Below are 19,751 nucleotides of genomic sequence, written 5' to 3'. Positions count from 1 at the left end.
GATAATTATATTTTAATTATTATCTGTCGGTAATAAAAACAAACTAAATAAATTAGGAATATATATGAATATTAAAAATAAACTTGCTGTATTATCTGTAGTTGTTTCTTCAATTATTTGTAGTTCAACATTTGCTGCAGAAAATGATCCTCTCCCTGCATTAACAGTTAATGGTGGTAAAGTAACATTTAATGGTGAGATTACATCTGGAGCTTGTGCTATTTCTGGATCAGATACTGACAAAATTGTTACTTTAGATACAGTTAAAACAACAACTTTTACTGCTGCAGACCAACTTGCAATGCGAGCTAAGCCATTCAATATTAATTTGGTTGAGTGTGATACTGCAACTCGTAAATCAGTTCAAATTTCATTCAATGGGCAAACTGTTGATGGTAAGCCTGGTTTATTAGCAAATACTGCTGGTGCAGGCTCTGCGGAAAACGTAGGTCTACAATTGTTTAATCCAGATGGTAGTCCATTAGAAATTGGCGCATTAAGTTCAAAAGTTGATTTAACTGATACAACTACTATTCCATTATCTGTTGATTATAAATCAATAGGGGCCGTAGTAACTGCTGGTAAAGTTCAATCTGTAGCTAACTTTATGCTTACCTACAATTAATTTTATTAATGATTGGCCAGTGATGGCCAATCATTAATCATGGAGCTTGTTTATATGCTAAAAAAAATATTCGTTATATTATCTTTATTTTTCTTTTGCCAATCGGTCTATGCTGGCGGAGTCTCACTAGGTGCAACTCGATTAATTTATCCAACTGAAAAAAATCAAATAACATTAAAAATATATAATAGTGATAAAGATGGAAATTACCTTGTTCAATCATGGGTATCGGATGATCATGAAAAAAAAAGTACTGATTTTGTAATAACACCGCCTTTATTTGTAATTAAATCAAATTCAGATAGCTTATTGAATGTTGTTTTTACTGGGGATAAAGAACAGTTACCTAAAGACAGAGAGAAGTTATATTATCTAAACTCAAAAGTTATTCCATCTTTAACAGAACAAGAACAGAAGATAGATAATGCATTATTAATATCAACGACAACTAAAATAAAGCTGATTGTTAGACCTAGTGAAATTAAAGGAAATTCATTTGAGTCATACAAAGATTTAAAATGTAGTTATGAAAATAATAAATTAAGAATTGATAACCCAACTCCATTTTATATGAATTTAGTATCTTTGACTATAAATGGTGTTGAAGTATCAAAAGCAGAAACGATAGCACCAAAAACATTCATCCATATTAATAATAATGATAAGAGTAAAAAATTATTTTTCAATTTCATTAATGACTATGGTGTTCAGATAAAAAATATACAGTGTAACTTTGTTTAATTCTGGAAGTATATCTATGCGAATAATAAGAAAATTTTTTTTGATTAGTCTATTTTTACATTCTAATGACTTACATTCGCAAGATTACTTCAATCCTTTATTTTTAGGTTCTGATGTTTCTTCTATCGATGATTTGTCTTATCTTTCGGCAGGCAATAATGTTACACCTGGAAAATATTTTTTAAACTTAAATGTTGGTGATGGATTTATTAGAAATGTTAGTGTTGAGTTCAAGCAAAGTAGTAATGATAAGAAAGTTATAGCTTGTTTTACAAAAGAAATTGTGAGTTTGATTCCCTTTAATAAAGATACTCAAGAAAAAATTAATCTGTCAAAAATAAATGATAATGAGTGTATTGATATTGATAAATACATAAATGATTTTAGCTATAATGTTGACTTGTCAAAGTTAACACTAACACTCTCAATACCACAAATATATCTTAATTCCATTAGATCAACCTTGGCAAGCGAGAATGATTGGGATGATGGTATTTCTGCACTAATGACAAATTACAATTTAAATGGGTCATATTCAAGAAATAATAGAATGAGTAACTATTCTTCTCTGTTTTTGAATTTAAATAATAGGTTGAACTTAGGTGCTTGGCGCATCAGTTCAAACTTATACTATAATCAGAATAAAATAGGGTCAAAATCAAATCATGAATGGAAGTCAAATAATATTTCAATCTTAAGAAATATAAATTCAATTAAAAGTACACTTATTGCAGGACAAACTGTTTTAGGTTCAATGATTTTTGACTCAAATCCGTATATAGGTATCACATTATCTACTGCAAATGAAATGCTACCAGATAGCGAAAAAGGATATAGCCCAACAATTAAAGGTATAGCAGAGTCTAGATCAAAGATAACAATTAAACAAAATGGAAATATATTGTACCAAGAGTATATTAATCCAGGTCCATATAATATTGATAATTTAAACTCTGTTGGTACAAGCGGTGACTATGAAGTTGAGCTAACGTCAGGTGAAGGCGTCGTAACAAAGTATATTGTTCCATATTCTTCTTTACCGAATTTACTACGAAAAGGTAGTTATAATTATTCACTTACTTTTGGTCAGCTAGATATAACATCAGCCAAAAAAGATAAGTTTGCTCAAGGGACAATTGGAATTGGCTTACCACTAGATTCAACTCTTTATACGGGGTATCAAATTGCGAGTGGCTATCTAGCTACTGGAATCGGTTTAAGTAAAGATATTGGTGCATTTGGAGCTTTATCTATTGATACAATACAAGCACAAGCTAAAATACATGATAAAAAATATAGTGGTGGGTCATATAGAATATTGTATGCGAAATCATTTAGTGATATTGGTACAAATATTCAGTTGACAGGATATAGATACTCAACATCTGACTATTATACTTTTAGTGAAGCTAATTACAGAAATAGTTACAAAGGTGAAATAAATGATTACTTATTTTATTCAAGTAATGAAAGGAAAAAGAACAGCTTTCAAGTAAATATTTCTCAAAGTTTAGGTGACTATGGACAATTATATGCATGGGGAAATGTTAATTCATACTGGGGGAGCGACTTAAAATCTAAAAATATTCAAATAGGCTGGAATAAGACATTGACTCAGTATAATAATATTATACTATCAGCTAGCTATAATAAAAATACGTATAGCCATAATACAGACAATATATTTTACTTATCATTATCTATCCCATTGTCAAATGCGATGGACAAAAATAGAATGTATATTACAAATAGTACCACTTTCAATGACTCAAAGTATAACACTATGACAAGTCTATATGGTACTGCATTAAATGAAAAATTAAATTATAATATTTATCAAACTATAAATAATAATAATGATAATAAATCAAATTTAAATCTACGTTATAAAGCAGATGTAACAGAACTTAGTGCAGGAACATCATTTTCAAATAATTCAAAAGAGCTTGATTATGGAGTCACTGGTTCTGTCCTTGTTCATTCTGGTGGTTTACTTTTTGCTAGAGAGGCAAATGATACTGCAATTTTAGTTGAAGCCAAAGGGGCTGCTGGAGCTAAAGTGGATAAAACAGGTGAAAATATTACTATCAATAATAGTGGTTACGCTTTAATTCCTTATGCAACGGCATATCACTATAATGATATAGGTCTATCACCTGAATCATTAGGGGCAGGTTATGATATTGATGGTAATGTTATAAAAGTAGCTCCGACACGAGGAGCTATCAGTAAAGTTATTTTCGATGTACGTAAAGGGTATAATTTTTTAGTTTCACTTCAGTATCAAGAAAAACCAATTAAATTTGGAACAGTAGTAGTTAATGATTCTGGAAAAAATATATCTATTGTAAATGATGATAGTACAGTTTATTTAACTGGTGTTAAACCTAATTCAAGCTATACAGTAAATATAGATAAAGATAAACTTTGTAAGTTTTCTATTAAATATGATGAAAATGATAAAATGAAAAATATTAACAAAGTTAATGTGGCGTGCCAATAATAGGAACTATATAATGAAAATAAATATTATTTTTTTAGTTATATACTTCATCGGTTTTTTTGCGTACGCAGTCGATGTCACAGTTAATGTTAATGGTGAAATATTAACACAAAGCTGCAATGTGACGGGTAAGGATTTAATTAAAAATATCAATTTTTTAGATTTAAATCCAAGTGATTTTAATCAAATTGGCTCGACTAGTGCTACGCAACCTATTTCAATACATCTCGAGAATTGTTCTGGTAAAGTTAATAATATGTCATATAAATTTTCTGGGGAGGAAGATGATAACGACCCAACTTTATTGAAAATATTAGGAAAGGCAAACAGTCTTGAAGGTGATATCGCTACCGGACTTGCTATTGAAATATTAGATAAATACCGGAAAAAAATTTCATTAAATACAAAGTATGCTTTGAATGAAGTTATCACAACCCCAAGTTATGATTTGAATTTCTATTTAAGATATAAGTCAACTCAAATAAATATAGGATCAGGTGATGCGTCATCTTTACTTTTTTTGGATATTTATTATGAATAAAATTATTGGGTTTTTAATAATATTCCTACTTCTTCCTAGAGTTGTTTTTAGCGAACAAATAAAAATTAACATTAATGCAAATGTTATGGAGCGTAGCTGCACTGTTTCTAATGATACAGCTAGTTTACTAGTCGGACTTAATCCTAACGATTTGAATGGAAAGCAGGTCGGTATTCCTTTCACTGAAACACCATTTTCAATTGTTTTAGAAAATTGCCCTAAAAATATTAATTCTGCTCATATTATATTTACAGGTGTAAATGATACTATAATGACTAATTTATTAAAAAATTTAGATGAAACAGATGCTGGTGCAAGTAATATTGCAATAGGAATTTATGATAACAATAAAAAAATTATAGATATAAGTAATAATAAAACAACTTTAAAAATTGACCATAACTTAGTGAATAATATTTTTAATTTTTACGCTTCTTACGTTAAAACAGGAAATACTTCTTCTGCAGGTAAAGTGCTCTGTATTGCAAATTTCGAGTTGTCTTATGATTAATAGAATATTAATGGCTATATTTTTTGTTTTCTTTATTACCAATGCATTTTCTGGTACAACACTTGTTGGTACACGGTTTTTAATTAATAACGAAAATAAATCATTAAATATAAAAATAATGAATGATGAAAATAGTGATTATTTAATAAAAAGTGAATTAAGTGATAAAAGATTTATCATATCACCACCACTTTTTTTACTTCCTAGAAACAGTAATAGTATTATAACAATATTACCAACAACAGCAATTGGTAATATATCAGATGAATTAATTAACTTAACTGTTACATCAATTCCAAAGTCAGATTTAAATAGTGGTGAAAATTCTATTTCTCTAGCGATTCGCTCACATTTTAAAGTTATTTATCGACATCGTAAAATACGAGAAAGTGATTATGATAAAATAAGTTTAATCAATTTTAATAAAGAGTTTTATTTGATTAATAAATCAAAGTTTATTTTTACAATTTCAGTTTCAAAAGATAAGCAATATAATAATGAACGGATAGTAAATATAGTTCCAGAGGAAAAGGTGAAATTAAACGATATTTGTAAAGGTAATACATGCCATATATGGGTTAATTTTTATGATGAGAGTAATGACGTAATTAAATCACTGGATTTATCATATAGTAAAAATTAGGAATTAATATGAAACAATGTAGTATAACGTTTTTTTTTATTGCTTTTTTATTTCAATCGGATCAAGCTTTTGGTATCCCTGAGTACACGTATAATACTAATTCTATGACTAACATAGAGATCACTGGGCCTGCCGACCAAATACCATTTGGTGAGATTATTAAAAACTCTGGTTCTCGGAGAGGAATAAGCATATGTAATAGTAATAGTATAAACTATACACTTGGTCGAATAGAGTACCAACCAATAGCTCATTGGAATGGGCAATCTTATCAAGCATCACCTTCTCACCCGATGATTTATTTATTTGAAACTGGTATTTCTGGATTTTCATTTTCCCCTATTGGGGGATTTAACGAAAGTTTTGTCCCGTTACCGGTTAAAAATACAGTCGTTTGGGAAGGTAGTTTAAGTAATAATTCACGAATAGCATCTCCTATTAAAGTCACTATAGGTGTTTTTATCTACAAAGGACCGGATAGAATTATTGGAAGTGTGGTGATTCCAAGTCAAAAAATGTATCGATATGCGTGTTATGATGATGTTGGAAATCTGCAAGAGATAGTTAATGTACAATATAACCCAATAACTGTTAATGCTACTGTTTCTAGCTGTGCACCAACAAATAAAATTGTCTCTGTTGAAATGGAAAAAATTCCAGCAAGTATTATTGAAAAGGCAGACGCATCAGAAAATATAAGCCTAAAAAGACAATCATTTTCACTACAATGTGACCCTAATATAAATGTATATGTATCAATTGTTGATTTATCTGATACAACAAATAAAACTACGGTTTCAACGCTAACAGCTGATTCTTCTGCATCAGGTGTTGGATATGCTGTAATAGGTTTAAGCGGACAACGATTACAATTTGGCCCAGATGGCTCTGCTCCAAATATTCCAGGCCAACAGAAATATTATATTCAGCGTTCTGGTACCGCTGAAAAAAATAACCCAATTAGTTTTAGCTTGGGTTTTGGCTATGTACGTAAGCCAGAAGAAGAATTCAAAACGGGAACAGCAAATGCAATGATTGGCTTAACATATTCTTACCAATAATTAGCTGTTTTATATAAAGTTGCAGTTAGTGATAAACTAAATATCTGACTTGAAAATTAGAGTAGGTACATTCTTTAGCGTTGACTCTCTAATAGCTCAGTTTTTTTAGCATTAATGAGAATGGCCATTTTTTATGTTTTACTAGCCCAGTAAACTTGATATATCTATTTAAACCATTTGTAAATTATATAAATCCACACATGAAGGTAGTGTATATGGAAAATAAATCGAAAAACAATGCGCAACAGTTTGAATTGGATATTCAGTTTATGACTCAGGCTTTAGCTTTGGCTACGGATGCGGCGAAAAATGGTAATGAACCCTTTGGTGCGGTATTGGTTAAAAATAACCAAGTCGTTATGACTGGTGAAAATCATATCCATACTGAAAGTGACCCGACCTATCATGCGGAGTTAGGTCTCATACGCCAGTATTGCTCTGAACATAAAGTCATGGATTTATCAGATTATACGCTGTATACCAGCTGTGAGCCATGTTGTATGTGTTCCGGTGCAATGGTATGGAGCCAATTAGGTCGGATGGTTTATAGCCTTTCTCATGATGAACTCGCAGAGATTGCAGGTTTTAATATTATGTTAGGTAGCGATGAGATTTTTGCCAAAAGCCCCTTTAAACCTGAAGTGGTTAAAGGCGTCTTAAAAGAGCAAGCTATTTCTATTTATACGCAATATTTTAAGCCAAATTTATAGCCTTGACTGCATCATTATCTATCAATGAAGTAGGGTGGCTTGTGCCACCCGTATTAGTTTGAAAGTTAAAATAATTTTTTCTGTGGTGGGCCTGAGAAATTCATTTTGCCAATGCTATTCATTAACACTTCAACGACAACAGGTTGCTTCAAATCGACGGCTTGGCGTAGTGTTGATTCGAAATCTGTAGCTTTATCTATCGTAAATGCCTGAATCCCCATAGATTGAGCGAGTTGGCTAAATGAAGGCGTGAGTAACTCATTATAGTATTGGCGGTCTGAAAAATATTTTTCCTGAATACCTCGCATTACGCCATAACCTTGGTCATTCATAATAATCAGAACAATGGGGAGCTGCTCTTGTGCCATGGTGGCCAATTCACCTATGCCTAACATTAACCCGCCATCACCCACTAAGCCAATAACAGGCACATTCGGATTTGCTTTGGCACTGCCAATTGCCATAGCGAGTCCTAGACCAATCGCACCGGCTAATGAGTGAATGTTGTGCATTGGTTGGGTCGCTTTGAGTAAACGGCTTCCCCATAAACTCCCTGATACCGTAATGTCTCGGACAAAAATACCGTTACTCGGTAAGACTTGCTCCACGGCATCACTGAGTTGGCTATAAGGGCCACATTGTTGCCTGAGTTGCTCTTCTGCCAGTTGCACCGCCTCTTGTACTTGTTTTTTCCATTGAGCAGAGATAGGGCGCTTGGCTTGTTCGATTTTATCGGCAAGTGCTTCAAGTAAACTTTTGCAATCCCCAGTTACGGTTAAGTCGGCTAAATAGTTGCGATTAGCTGCGAGTGGATTTATATCGATTTGTATGATGGGGTGTGGCAAAGGTAATGACCATGTTTTGGTTTCATTACTGCGTAAACGCGAGCCAGCGACGATAGTTAAATCGCATGAACGCAGTAATGCATCAATGGAATCTGCATTATGAAAAGCACGTAAGCTGAATGGGTGGTTATCCGATAAAATACCTCGCCCATGGGTGCTGCTGATGACGGCAATCCCGGCATCAGCAAGGCGTTTGACAGCATCTTTTGCTTGTAGAGCACCTGCGCCAACCCATAATAGAGGCTGTGTAGCGTGTTGAAGTTTATCCCAAATTGCATTGACTAGCGATGTACAACAGTCAGGCAGCGTAGAAGGGAGAAGTGGCACACTAAGCACGGATAATGGCACTTGCGCACTTTGAATATCAATTGGAATTTCGATAGAGACAGGGCCACAAGGTATCGTTTGAGCAACCTGAATGGCTTTATGTAGAGTAGCAACGGCTTGTTCGGGGGTATGAACACGAAAAGCTTGCTTTGAACTCGAACGTAAAAAACCGAGTTGGTCATGGGTTTCATGAATAAACCCTGCGTCCATATCCAGATAAGCTTTTTCAACTTGCCCAGTAATATGGATCATGGGGGAGCATGCATTCATGGCTTCAATCATTGAGCCAACAGCATTCCCAGCTCCTGCTCCCGTACTGGTTAACGCTACCCCTAATCCAGTAAAACGGCTATGTGCATCCGCCATGGTAACGGCTCCTGCCTCTCCACGACTTGGCGTAAAATCAATCACTTTTCGGCGCCCGATAGCATCTGCTATGGGTAAATTATGAATTGAAATAACCCCATAAACCGTTGTGACTTGGTATTGTTCGAGTGTTCTGGCGATAGCTTCGCCAACTGTAATCATTTCAGACATTATATTCTCCTCAATGCTGTCATAATCCGGTGACGGATTTGCTATTCACACCAACGGTTTGGTTGTGGGTTAAGTGCCAGAAATAGGCTTTTTTGTTGCATATAGGCTTTGAGGCTTTCAAGGCCTTTTTCACGGCCAATGCCACTTTCTTTAAAGCCGCCAAATGGCGTTGAAATAGAAAAAACTTTATAGGTATTAACCCAAACGGTACCGACATCAAGCGCATCGGCGAGCTTAAACGCCTGGGTGTAATCTTTTGTCCAAATACCTGCTGCAAGCCCATAAACAGAATCATTAGCTTGTTGAATTAAATCGTCTTCATCATCAAATGGCATAACGACGAGTACGGGACCGAAAATTTCTTCTTGGCAAACAGTAGATTGGTTATTTAAGCCTTCAATAATCGTCGGTAAAAAATAGTTGCCATCTTGGAGTACAGGGTCAGCCGGTGCGGTTCCACCAATACGGATCTTCCCGCCTTGTTGTACGGCTTGTTCGACATAGTTTCTGACGCTGTCTCGGTGCGAAGGGGAGATTAATGGCCCCAAATGAACGCGCTCTTGCCTTGGGTCACCAATAATCAGGTTGCGGGTCAGTTGCGTTAATTTTTCCATAAAAGATGAGTAGATATCTTTAGCCACAAACAGACGCGAACCCGCGATGCAGGCTTGCCCCATCGAACTAAAGATACCGTAGCAAACACCGTGTGCAGCAATATCAAGGTCAGCGTCTGACAACACGATAGTTGGGGATTTACCCCCAAGTTCGAGTGACGTGGTGATAAGTTTATCTGCCGCAATGTGAGCCAGTTGTCGTCCCGTATTGGTGCCACCCGTAAAGGAGATTTTTTTCACCAGAGGGTGGCGAACCAGTGCATCACCGACAATCGACCCCTTACCCGGGAGCACGCTCAATAGGCCGCTGGGTAAACCTGCTTGCTCAAATAGCTCAGCTAATTTTAATGAAATTAGAGGCGTGGCTTCCGCAGGTTTTAAGATGACTGCGTTACCGGCAGCAATTGCTGGGGCAATTTTTTGCATATCACTGGCAATTGGGGAGTTCCATGGCGTGATTGCGGCGATCACGCCAATGGGTTGGTAAGTACTTATGGTCATCAGTTCTGGCTGGCGGCGAGGCGGAAGCTCACCACCTGAGACTTCACAAACCGCGGCAAAGTAGCGAGCAGTTGCTGCTGCGCTCATTACTAAGCCACGCGCTTCTGCCCAAGGCTTGCCGTTATCTAAGGTTTGTAATTGGGTTAATGCTTCGCAGTTTTCATCAATTAAGCGACTAACCTTGTATAAGATAGCCGCCCGTTGGTGAGCGGGAAGGTTGCGCCAAGAAGGCATCCTCCAGGCCATATCGGCTGCAATCACGGCGTCTTCGACATCTTCCAAACTTGCACTGTTGAGGGTGGCAATCACTTGGTTATCTCCCGGAAAACGCGACTGCATTTCAGGCCCGCGACCTTGCTGCCATTGGCCACCAACAAAAATATCCATGTTGTTCATTATTTGGCTCCTATTAAATAGCTTGCTGCCCAGCGATACGACGACAAATTTCAACAGCACTTAAGGCGGCTAACATCGATGTTTTCGGGTTGGAGGGGAGAGGATTTCCATTGAGTTCAATACAGAAATGGCCAAAATCACCCATAACATCAATGCGATGTGAATTGTGTGTGGTGTTCGGGTCAACAACTAATTGAACTTGTGTGGCATCCATCCCAATGCCATACAGCGCGACAGTGGCAGCGACATTGGCATTTGCGGGAAAATTCAGAGCCGCTTCACGAGCACTGCCACTAAAGAACACCGTAGGCTGTGTCACTTGTGACAAATCGACATAACGCTCAGCCGCACCATTGCGCCAACTTGCGGGGCTTTTACGTGACTGGTAGGTCACCTGAGTGATATTGGCTTCTTTTGCCGCACGTAAGCCATCAAGCCCTGCAACAGCGCCAGTCAGTGGGATCAATTGGCTGTGGTGGCGTTGGGTTAAGGCGACCAAGTGTTGTTCAAAGTCCGTGTCTGCAAGTGCACCTGTAGAGATAATGGCCAGTGTCCAGCCTCTTTCTAGTACCGTTGGTGCATATTGCTTAACGGCTTGGTGACCCGCGCACTCCAACACTAAATCAGGGGGAACGATATTATTATCAAGGCTATCGATGGGTGTGACTGCCCCTTTAAAGCGTTCCAAGATAGCTTGGTGGTGATGAGGCCGAGCAATAATGTAGCGCAGTGTTATCTCATCAGGTAAGCGAGTAATCACTTCTTGCGCCATTGCACCATAACCAATCAACATGAGTGTTTTCATCATTAAATCCTTTAAATATGATGGCTAAAGCCACCTGAAACATCTAAAGCGGCACCCGAGGTAAACGACGCCATGGGAGAGGCTAGAAAGACTAAGGCACTCGCGGGCTCTTCGGGTTTTCCTAAACGTTGCATTGGTATGCCTCTTTTTTTAGCGATATCGCCAATCCATTGTTCCCAATCGAGATTCTTGTCAGTGCGATTTTCGAAGCGACGTCGCCATTGGTCGGACTCTACCATGCCAAGTAAAATAGAGTTCACGCGGATCCCTTTAGGTAACAGTGTTTTCGACAAGTTTAGTGTCATGTTTAATAGTGCTGCTCGAGCTGCCGAGGTGGCGACCATATGCGGTTCAGGTTGTAAGGCCAGCAGTGAATTGACACAGGTAATAGAAGCAATATTTGATAGTTCTAAGAATGGCAAAAAAGCATTCACGGGGTTAATCACACCAAATAGTTTGAGTTGGGCTTCATGTAACCACGCTTCTTCGGGGGTATCGCTATAGCTTGCGACATAGCCTTGCCCTGCGTTGTTAATCAATATATCGACTTGGCCATATTGCTGATGAACCTGTTTTGCGAAGGCTTCGGTTTGTGTTTTATCAAGAACATCACAAGAGTGTGCGATAAAATGCCCTTGGGGGTAGAGCTCTTGTAATGTTGTGAGTGCTTGCTGGAGTTTGTCTTGATCACGGCCGCAGAATGCCACTTTACAGCCTTCATCCAGTAAGAGTTTGACGGTTGCAAAGCCGATGCCGGAGCTTCCTCCTGTCACGACAGCAACACGGTTATTTAACTGTAAATTCATGAGTCTTCCTTTATTCGGCTTGGCAATAGAGCGTCTCTAAAAATTGTTGTAAGTGGTGGTTAAAGGCGTCTGGCGCATCTAAATAACTGGCGTGTCCCGCTTGGTTTATCAGAAAGTAAGGGCAGTTTTTTTGTCGTGCGAGTCGTTCTACTTGTGCTGGTGGCGTAATGGTATCTTCTGTGCCAACCAGTATTTCCAATGGGCCATCATAGCGATTTAAATATTGGCTGATGTCATCATGAGCTAGCATCCACGCAGCGGCTAAGAAACCATTGGGGTTGAGCTTCTTCATGTTCTGTTGAACCCAATTGACTTTCTCGGTAGTTGCGTTGGCCGATAGCAGCGTAGCAGCACGGTTTTGCGCATATGCCTCAATACCGGAACTAAAAACAATATCTTGCCGCTGTTGGTAAACTTGTTTTTGTTGGTCAGGGCTTTTTGTGGCATAACCTTGCGCGGGGTTCGCTAATATTAAGCCTTTCACTTTATTGGGATATTGCGCTGCAAAAGCGCTTGCCATTATGGCGCCAAGAGAATGCCCTACTAACACGATGGGTGATAAGACTAATTTATCAATAAAAGCATTTAATGCATTTGCGTAATCAATTGCGGTAGGTGTTGCCGTCTCTAGATCATGGCTTTCTAAATAGCCGGGGGCATCCCAGCTATAGAGATGGTAATGGTCTGTCAGTGATGGACTCGTCAGTTGGCTTACCCATGAAGCCGAACCAGAGCTAATTCCATGCAGTAATACGACAGGGTGCCCTTGGCCGGCTTCTCGCCAATTGAGGCGGTATGGCCCAAAGTCTGCCACCTGTGGTTCTGGGAGTTTTTTATTGAGCAAATTCATCACTGACGACTCCTGTTAGTTACGTTTAACTTTTGATAAAGGGTGATCTTCGGGATATGTCGGGATCGCCGGTTTTGGTGTGCCGATCATGACGCACATTAAGGCTTCTTCTTCCCCGTGGTTAAATAAGCCACGATAAATGCCCGCAGGAACTGAGATCAGGTCACGCTCTTTGAGAACCGTTTCATATTCCTCATTGCCATCTTTTACAAACAACGTGATGGTGCCTTTCAACATAAAGAACACTTCTTCAACATCGGGGTGCAGGTGTAATGGGCCTTCGCACTTGGCTGGAAGAACCATGGTAGAGAAGGTAAAGTTCTCTGCGGGAACGGTGTTGACATCATTAGCAACGCCAGTCGCACCAGTGCCGATATAGCGCATTTGTGCGCGGCGATATTTAGGGTCGTAATCCGCTTGGAATTTCAGAGCATTCCAGTCATATTTACGCCCCTCGAGGCGAGCAATGCGTGACTCAATCCATTGTGCCATTGGAATATCTTGTGGTTTGATTTGCGGTTGTGACATGGTGTTATCTCCAATAAAAAATGAGTTAATATTTTTTCAGTAAAGGCACTAGTAACAAGCTGCCGAATAAACCTATGACGACGATAAATAACAACCCGCTATCCATAGTGTGAGTGACAGTAATAAGAACCCCCATTGCCAGCGGTGCAGCAGCGCCGGCCAGGTTTCCTAACCCATTGAAAATACCGCCTGCTAATGCACTGACCTGTTTTTGTGTGGCTTTTGCGAGTAGGGCAAAGATATTGGGTGCGCCTGCCCCCCACATGAACATGCTAAACGCCATCATAAGAATGATGCTGTAGGTGCCAGTGAGAAATAACACGCCAGCAAGACCTAGGACGGCACCAAGTAATGAAATAAAACAAACGAGTGCGCGGCGATCGTAGCGATCTGATAACCATGCTCCGATAGCCTCACCAAATAACATGGCGATAAAGGGAAGGGATGACAGGATCCCAGCATGTTCCAAGTGGATAGACTTACCTTTAATTAAATAGCTAGGTAACCAACCATTCATCCCCCAAAGATAGATAAGAAAAGCGATATTAAACATGCAGATAATCCAAAAATGGCTATTTTGGAATAAGCGTTTTTTATGGGCTCGCATCGCGGCCAGTTGCTCGGCAGGCAGTGCTTCACCCGCTGTATTTTTCGTTTGTGCTTGGCGGTTGACTAAATTAGGGTGACGGATACCAATGACCACTAACCACCAAACAGGAACGGTAAAGGCCGCCATGACAAAAAATGTACTTTGCCAACCATAGTTATTAAGTAAATACAATGAGATAGGAAAGCCTAATGCCGCGCCTAACGGTGTGCCTAATAACCACATCATGGTGGCTCGAGCTTGCATTTTGGGCGGAAAGGTACGGCGCACAATGGCGTAAGCGATTGCCAGCAAAGGCCCTTCGGCAATTCCTAGCAATACACGCAGAAAAACCATCGTGCCATAGTGGTGTGTGAATCCCATAAAAATCATGAGAAAACACCAGCTACTGACCATAAATAACAGCATTTTAGTGGGGTGAAATTTATCACCAATGCCGCTTAGCAGCATGGAAGAAACACCATAAGCGAATAAAAATGCGCTCATCAGTAACCCTAAACGGGTTGGGTCAAAATCAATTCCCAGAGCTTGCTGAAATTTTTCGTCAGAAAATAGAGCCGCAATACTGATTTTATCGAAGAAAGCCAGTAGTACACAGGAAAACAGGCCAATTGGGATCAACCAATTGATCTTTTCAGGAACATCTTGCTCGATTTGATCAGGTTCTGAGTTTCGTAAGGTTATAGTCTGGTTAGCCATGAGATTTCTCCTTGCTGAACACTATTTCAGTGACATTAGTGAAAATGTGGGATCAGCAAGTTGTGAAGGGTCCAATTTGCGGTGGCCTTGTATCCAACGTTTACCTAGCTTGATGGCACGAGCATCATTAAATGCAATCATTTGCACCAATTCATTGCTTTCATTTAAAGCAAAATGAACCTCTGAATCAGGAGTATGCCGTTGAATATGATTTAATTTTTGTGAGGTTGGGACACCTAAAATTTGGATGTTGTCTTGGTATTGATCTGACCATAACCAAGCGAGTTCATTAAACCCTTCAGATTGTGGGTTAAGCATGGCTTTTGCTGTGGTGATAGCTTGGTTTTGCGCATAAGCCCATGACTGTAAACATAAAGACAGTGTGGGATGGCAAGCGACGTCCCCCGCAGCATAAATATTGGGGTGAGAAGTTTGCCCTTGGTGATTAATCACAATACCGTGGGTGACATCAAGCCCTGCTTCTTTGGCTAGTTCGAGATTTAATTCAACACCAATCCCCATAACAGCGAGATCGAAGTTTTGCGAAGGCTGCTTTTGGCAACTAATTTGTAATCCAGTTGTTGTCGGCTCGCCAAGTTCGATATTTCCACAATCGGTTATGACATGAACGCCCGCTTGTGTATGACGTAGTGCCAGAGCCTCTGAAACATTTTGCGGCACACTGCGTTCGCACAATCGGCTTTGCCGCTCAAAAATTGTGACATCAATACCCATTTTTCGTGCGGAAGCAGCGACTTCTAAGCCAATCCAACCACCCCCAATAATGGCAATTTTTCGAGCCAATAGCAGGGCGCTGCGCAATTGCAGCGCGTCATCCCACGAACGTAAGGCAAAGACTTTCGGGTGTTGCTGCCAGCGGCTTGACAGATAGCGAGGCCGGCCGCCTGTCGCGAGCAGTAATTTGTCAAACGTAATGACACGGCCATCACTTAAATGAACGTATTGGTTTTGGCCATCAATTTTGGTGGCACGTAGTGGGCGAAACCATTGTAAATTTAAGGCGTGAGTTTCTTGTTCGCTGAATAAACGTGATAACGATAAACTCTCCTGCGTCAGTGCCGCTTTAGACAGCGGTGGGCGCTCATAAAAATCATGGTTTTCATCGCTAATCACCGAAATAATGCCTTGATAGCCTTCATCTCGTAGGGTTTTTGCCGCCCAGCCACCTGCCTGGCCCCCACCGATAATGACAATACCGCCTTGGATTAATGAGCTCATGGTGTTACTCCTTAACTTGGCGGCGAGTTTCATAATCGAGACCGCCTTCTACAGCCCATTCCGTAAATGAAACTAAGGAATGTTCCAGTTCGCGCGGTTGCCACTTATCGGTAAGGTAATCATCATTGGTGTAATATTCGAAAGCACCACCTGTTGGGCTGTTGACATACCAAAAGTAAGCGGATGAGATAGGGTGGCGGCCTGGGCCAATAAAGGTGCTCCATTGATGGCGGTTCATTGCTAGGCCGCCGCCAATCACTTCATGGATATCACGAACCGTAAAAGCGACATGGTTGAGGCCGCTGCTACGATGAGGAAGCTTCAGCAAAAATAGGTTATGGTGGCAACCGTTTATTTGTGTCCGTAAAAAGACGGCACGGTCGATATAACGGTCAGAAACTTGAAAACCCAGTTTTTGGCAATAGAACGCTTCTGTAGAAGGTAAGTCATCAACAAAGAACACCACGTGGCCGACGTTAATAGGGGTGGCTTTTTCGTAAACCGGGCTAGGTTTATCAATGCGGCGAATATCCCCCCATTGGTTGATAGCGGTGACTTCTAATTCAACCGTTTTTTGTTTGCTGATGGTGAAAGCGACAGTCATGCCATTTGGGTCACGGCATTGTGCGCCATCTGGCGTCAGTTGAAAGCCATCACAAGGCCTAATTTTCTCAATGACCTCTTGGAGTTTATCCGAGTTTTCAACACCCCATGTAATGCGGCGCAGTGTTGAACCCGCTTCAAAAGGGGCTGGCAGATTTGGGTCTTGGTGTGAAAATAACTGTATTTCTGCACCAGATAAGGTCGTGAATAACGAGGCGTTATCAGAGGCCGCTTTGAGGCCAAAATCATGTAAAAATTTCTGGCAGCTAGGGATATTTTCAACACCAAATTCTAATTTTTCTATTCCAATCACTGACATTGTAAAGTCCTCTATCGATTGGTGTTATTGCCAAAGGTTTTTTTGGACAAAAAGAACCTGAGGCTTATGGCAATAAACCTAAAAATGTGTGGATGATATTTGGTTAACGCTAAACGGCTTTTGCTTGGCTCATACCACCAATAAATTCAGTGAGTTTTTGGGCTGCATAGCTCACTTCATTTTGTAATCGCCGGCACTCTTGTGCAGGGATGCTACTCATTGGCACCATGATGCTAATTACCGCTTCTACGCCATTCGTTTGGTTATAAACAGGGTAAACAATGGATGAAATCCCCCGACGGTAAAATGATTCACCAATCACATAGCCTCGCAGTTTGTCAGCTTGGATCATTTGCCAAAATTCCTGCTTACAGCCTGCGTTATCGGGGAGTTCATCATCAGGGTAAAGCGCATCAAATTCAGCGCGAGTTAACCCGCTGAGTAGCATTCGGCCCAGTGAGGTTCGGTGCGCTGATAAACGCGTGCCTACGCTAACATGGTTAATTTTTGATTCTGCGCCACTGACTCTGGCGATATAAATAATGTCCCGACCATCTCGGATAACCAAGTGGCTGTTACATTGGCTTCGGTCTCTAAGTTGCTCAATAATGGGCTGGCCTAACTGGGTTAAATCGAGTGATGCAATATAGCCAAGACCAAGGCTGAGTACTTTGCGGCCTAATGAAAATGCCCCAGTACGTGGATGTTGGACGAGGAAATCCAAGTGCACTAAGGTTTGGATCGCACGGTAAGCCGTTGCTTTGGGCATATCGACTAAGCGGAGGATCTCTGCAAATGTCAATTCGCGATGTTGTTGAGCGAGTAACAGAAGAAGCTGTAGCCCTTTTTCCAAACCGGGTACCAGATATTTACATGTTGAATTCATGGTCCTCACCTCTTTACCGACAAAATGGCGAAATTAGTTAAAAATAAAGCCACCATTAACTGGGATTAGCTGGCCTGTGACAAAATCGGCCATGGGCGAAAGCAAATACAAAGCGGTTCCCGTAACGTCTTCGGGCATCTGCTCTCCTTGTAATGCTCTGCCATTTTCATATAGCTGGTGGCGCTCAGCGGGAACGTATTCGGTCGCTTCGACTTTAGTGAGCCCTGGCGCAATTGCGTTGACGCAAATACGGTGAACACCGAGTTCACGTGCCATTGAGCGTGTCATACTGATGATAGCCCCTTTACTGGCGACATAAGCCATTAGCTTGGGGGCTCCCCAAAGTGCGGTATCAGAGGCAATATTGATAATTTTGCCGCGGGGACTCTGCTTTAAAAAGGGGAGAGCGGCTTTGGTGACTAGCCACGTTCCTCTGACGTTCACTGTCATGACCTTATCCCATAGCGCCAAGTCATATTCGTCGAGCAGCTTCCCACCCACTCCGGTTGCCAGAGCCGCATTGTTAATCAGCCCATCAATTGCGCCTTGTTGACCAATACTGTTGAATGCATGAGTGATTGAGTCAGGATCCGCTAAGTCGAGAGAAACACCTTGGGCTTCAAACCCTTGTTGTTGTAAGGACTCGACACTTTCTTGTAATCGTTGTTCTAGGATGTCACACAAGATAACTTGAGCACCTTGTTCTGCGGCGGCTTGTGCGAAACTCAAGCCAAGTCCTCTCGCAGCTCCTGTGATTACAATGCGTTTTCCTGTCAAGATATCATGCATTTTCAGTTTCCTTATTGTTGATTAAGTCAAACTGCTTCTTCGCTTCGCGTTGCATAATGCGGCGTAGGCGGGATAAACCCACATCGTGCTGATAAAGAAATTCTTTATCGCGTGCATTTGGTGTGAGGTTTTCTAAAATAATGCGATCTTGTTCTAAAACATCCCAATGCAGTCCTTCTAGGCGGTTGCGGTACATAAAGCGCCATAAATCACGTTGCCAGTCTTTCACTTTGCGAATACGCCAAAAGAAAACACGAGTATGGTGACGGTCTTCAGGTACGACCATGCCGATAATCCAAAAGTGCCCACCAGGGCCGAAGCGTTTTTGATATGGGATAGATAAACGCAGCCAATTTGCACCCGTACTCGCGAATTCCACCCAGTCAAAGTTGACACCTATTTGGTCATTTTTACGGAAAATAAAGCCATTTTTTGTTGCTTCTAGGATCATTTCTGATTGTTTGTCACCTTCTGCCATTGAGTGTGATGATGAATGGAGATAGGTGCCATGCATTGGGTCCATCACGTTTTCGAGTGCATATTGGTAATTGCACTTCCACGATGCGGTACAGAGGAAATTGCTGTGGTTTTCGTCATCAGCTAATTCTTCAGGAAATTCGAGGGTGGGAGGCGTTTCACCGTCAATTACCGCAAAATAGAGGAAAATGGCACCATGGACTTCTTGAACGGGATAGGTTTTTAAACATTTTTGACCTTCAAGAGGGCATTGACTGACCGCTGGAACATCTTTAACGATGCCATCTCCACCGACTTCGACACCGTGATACCAGCAGGCAATGCGTTCACCTAAGTTCCAACCCATTGATAAACGGGCACCACGGTGAGGGCATCTATCTTCTAAAGCATGAATTTGGCCTTTATCATCACGCCAAAGCACGATTTGTTCTTCTAAGCGAGTAATACCGATAGGGTTACTACTGACTTCCCAGCTGGATAATACGGGGTACCATTGCCCGCGTAATCCGACATCCAGATAATCTTGGTAGTTTTGAAGTTGTGTATTTGTCATCATCATTTGCTTCCGTTTATCAAAGGTGTTTTTGT

20 protein-coding genes are annotated in these 19,751 nt (G+C 40.3%); 8 read left to right on the top strand and 12 right to left on the bottom strand.

The genetic code is table 11. The annotated features are described in order from the left end of the window. Positions 1-64 precede the first annotated feature (64 nt). From SJ312_RS14175 to SJ312_RS14140, 8 genes are all read left to right on the top strand, one after another. Complete coding sequence (locus SJ312_RS14175; protein ID WP_004258027.1) at positions 65-625, top strand: fimbrial protein; 561 nt, start codon at positions 65-67, stop codon at positions 623-625. A 54-nt stretch (positions 626-679) separates the two neighbouring features. Next, positions 680-1,366: a molecular chaperone gene (locus SJ312_RS14170; protein WP_036958017.1), complete on the top strand. Its 687-nt coding sequence runs from the start codon at positions 680-682 to the stop codon at positions 1,364-1,366. A 16-nt stretch (positions 1,367-1,382) separates the two neighbouring features. Then, the gene (locus tag SJ312_RS14165) at positions 1,383-3,869 is read left to right on the top strand and encodes a fimbria/pilus outer membrane usher protein (protein ID WP_187710065.1); all 2,487 of its coding nucleotides are present in this window, start codon (positions 1,383-1,385) and stop codon (positions 3,867-3,869) included. A 13-nt stretch (positions 3,870-3,882) separates the two neighbouring features. After that, positions 3,883-4,410 (top strand): fimbrial protein, encoded by a 528-nt coding sequence (locus SJ312_RS14160; RefSeq protein ID WP_036958016.1) that lies wholly within the window; start codon positions 3,883-3,885, stop codon positions 4,408-4,410. Continuing rightward, positions 4,403-4,921, top strand: a complete 519-nt coding sequence (locus SJ312_RS14155) for a fimbrial protein (protein ID WP_110591230.1) — start codon at positions 4,403-4,405, stop codon at positions 4,919-4,921. The genes SJ312_RS14160 and SJ312_RS14155 overlap by 8 nt, the downstream gene beginning before the upstream one ends. A 10-nt stretch (positions 4,922-4,931) precedes the next feature. Further along, on the top strand, positions 4,932-5,564 hold the full coding sequence (locus tag SJ312_RS14150; protein ID WP_319868055.1) for a molecular chaperone: 633 nt from the start codon (positions 4,932-4,934) through the stop codon (positions 5,562-5,564). Positions 5,565-5,572: 8 nt separating this feature from the next. Further along, entirely contained in the window at positions 5,573-6,625 is a 1,053-nt protein-coding gene (locus SJ312_RS14145) for a fimbrial protein (protein WP_153674070.1), read from the top strand. 215 nt (positions 6,626-6,840) lie between these two features. Further along, on the top strand, positions 6,841-7,335 hold the full coding sequence (locus tag SJ312_RS14140; RefSeq protein ID WP_050763755.1) for a nucleoside deaminase: 495 nt from the start codon (positions 6,841-6,843) through the stop codon (positions 7,333-7,335). Between the two features lie 65 nt (positions 7,336-7,400). Here SJ312_RS14140 and SJ312_RS14135 read toward each other — a convergent pair whose 3' ends face one another. The 12 genes from SJ312_RS14135 to SJ312_RS14080 all read right to left on the bottom strand — a co-directional run bounded on the left by SJ312_RS14135 (position 7,401) and on the right by SJ312_RS14080 (position 19,719). Beyond that, positions 7,401-9,044 carry a thiamine pyrophosphate-binding protein gene (locus SJ312_RS14135; protein WP_110591232.1) on the bottom strand — a complete coding sequence of 548 codons (1,644 nt, stop codon included), beginning with the start codon at positions 9,042-9,044 and terminating at the stop codon, positions 7,401-7,403. 41 nt (positions 9,045-9,085) lie between these two features. Then, positions 9,086-10,555 carry an aldehyde dehydrogenase gene (locus SJ312_RS14130; RefSeq protein ID WP_319868054.1) on the bottom strand — a complete coding sequence of 490 codons (1,470 nt, stop codon included), beginning with the start codon at positions 10,553-10,555 and terminating at the stop codon, positions 9,086-9,088. Positions 10,556-10,568: 13 nt separating this feature from the next. Beyond that, positions 10,569-11,360 carry an aspartate dehydrogenase gene (locus SJ312_RS14125; RefSeq protein WP_206277740.1) on the bottom strand — a complete coding sequence of 264 codons (792 nt, stop codon included), beginning with the start codon at positions 11,358-11,360 and terminating at the stop codon, positions 10,569-10,571. Positions 11,361-11,371: 11 nt separating this feature from the next. After that, a complete protein-coding gene (locus tag SJ312_RS14120) occupies positions 11,372-12,166 on the bottom strand; it encodes an SDR family oxidoreductase (RefSeq protein ID WP_110591234.1) in 795 nt (264 codons plus the stop codon). Between the two features lie 10 nt (positions 12,167-12,176). Next, complete coding sequence (locus SJ312_RS14115) at positions 12,177-13,016, bottom strand: alpha/beta hydrolase (protein WP_319868059.1); 840 nt, start codon at positions 13,014-13,016, stop codon at positions 12,177-12,179. A 15-nt stretch (positions 13,017-13,031) separates the two neighbouring features. Beyond that, positions 13,032-13,544: a cupin domain-containing protein gene (locus SJ312_RS14110; RefSeq protein WP_004257990.1), complete on the bottom strand. Its 513-nt coding sequence runs from the start codon at positions 13,542-13,544 to the stop codon at positions 13,032-13,034. A 25-nt stretch (positions 13,545-13,569) separates the two neighbouring features. Beyond that, positions 13,570-14,850 (bottom strand): MFS transporter, encoded by a 1,281-nt coding sequence (locus SJ312_RS14105; RefSeq protein WP_004257987.1) that lies wholly within the window; start codon positions 14,848-14,850, stop codon positions 13,570-13,572. A gap of 21 nt (positions 14,851-14,871) precedes the next feature. Then, positions 14,872-16,089, bottom strand: coding sequence for an NAD(P)/FAD-dependent oxidoreductase (locus SJ312_RS14100; protein ID WP_112307769.1), 1,218 nt, complete (start codon positions 16,087-16,089; stop codon positions 14,872-14,874). 4 nt (positions 16,090-16,093) lie between these two features. Continuing rightward, positions 16,094-17,011: a VOC family protein gene (locus SJ312_RS14095; protein WP_136135496.1), complete on the bottom strand. Its 918-nt coding sequence runs from the start codon at positions 17,009-17,011 to the stop codon at positions 16,094-16,096. Between the two features lie 109 nt (positions 17,012-17,120). After that, positions 17,121-17,897, bottom strand: a complete 777-nt coding sequence (locus SJ312_RS14090) for an IclR family transcriptional regulator (RefSeq protein WP_004257979.1) — start codon at positions 17,895-17,897, stop codon at positions 17,121-17,123. 33 nt (positions 17,898-17,930) lie between these two features. Next, complete coding sequence (locus SJ312_RS14085) at positions 17,931-18,686, bottom strand: SDR family oxidoreductase (protein WP_110591239.1); 756 nt, start codon at positions 18,684-18,686, stop codon at positions 17,931-17,933. Then, entirely contained in the window at positions 18,679-19,719 is a 1,041-nt protein-coding gene (locus tag SJ312_RS14080) for an aromatic ring-hydroxylating oxygenase subunit alpha (protein WP_094961061.1), read from the bottom strand. The genes SJ312_RS14085 and SJ312_RS14080 overlap by 8 nt, the downstream gene beginning before the upstream one ends. Between the last annotated feature and the right edge of the window lie 32 nt (positions 19,720-19,751).

This window comes from Providencia sp. CIM-Carb-044, assembly GCF_033901115.1.
Classification (GTDB): Bacteria; Pseudomonadota; Gammaproteobacteria; order Enterobacterales; family Enterobacteriaceae; genus Providencia; species Providencia hangzhouensis.
This window is presented reverse-complemented; position numbering and strand designations above follow the sequence as displayed.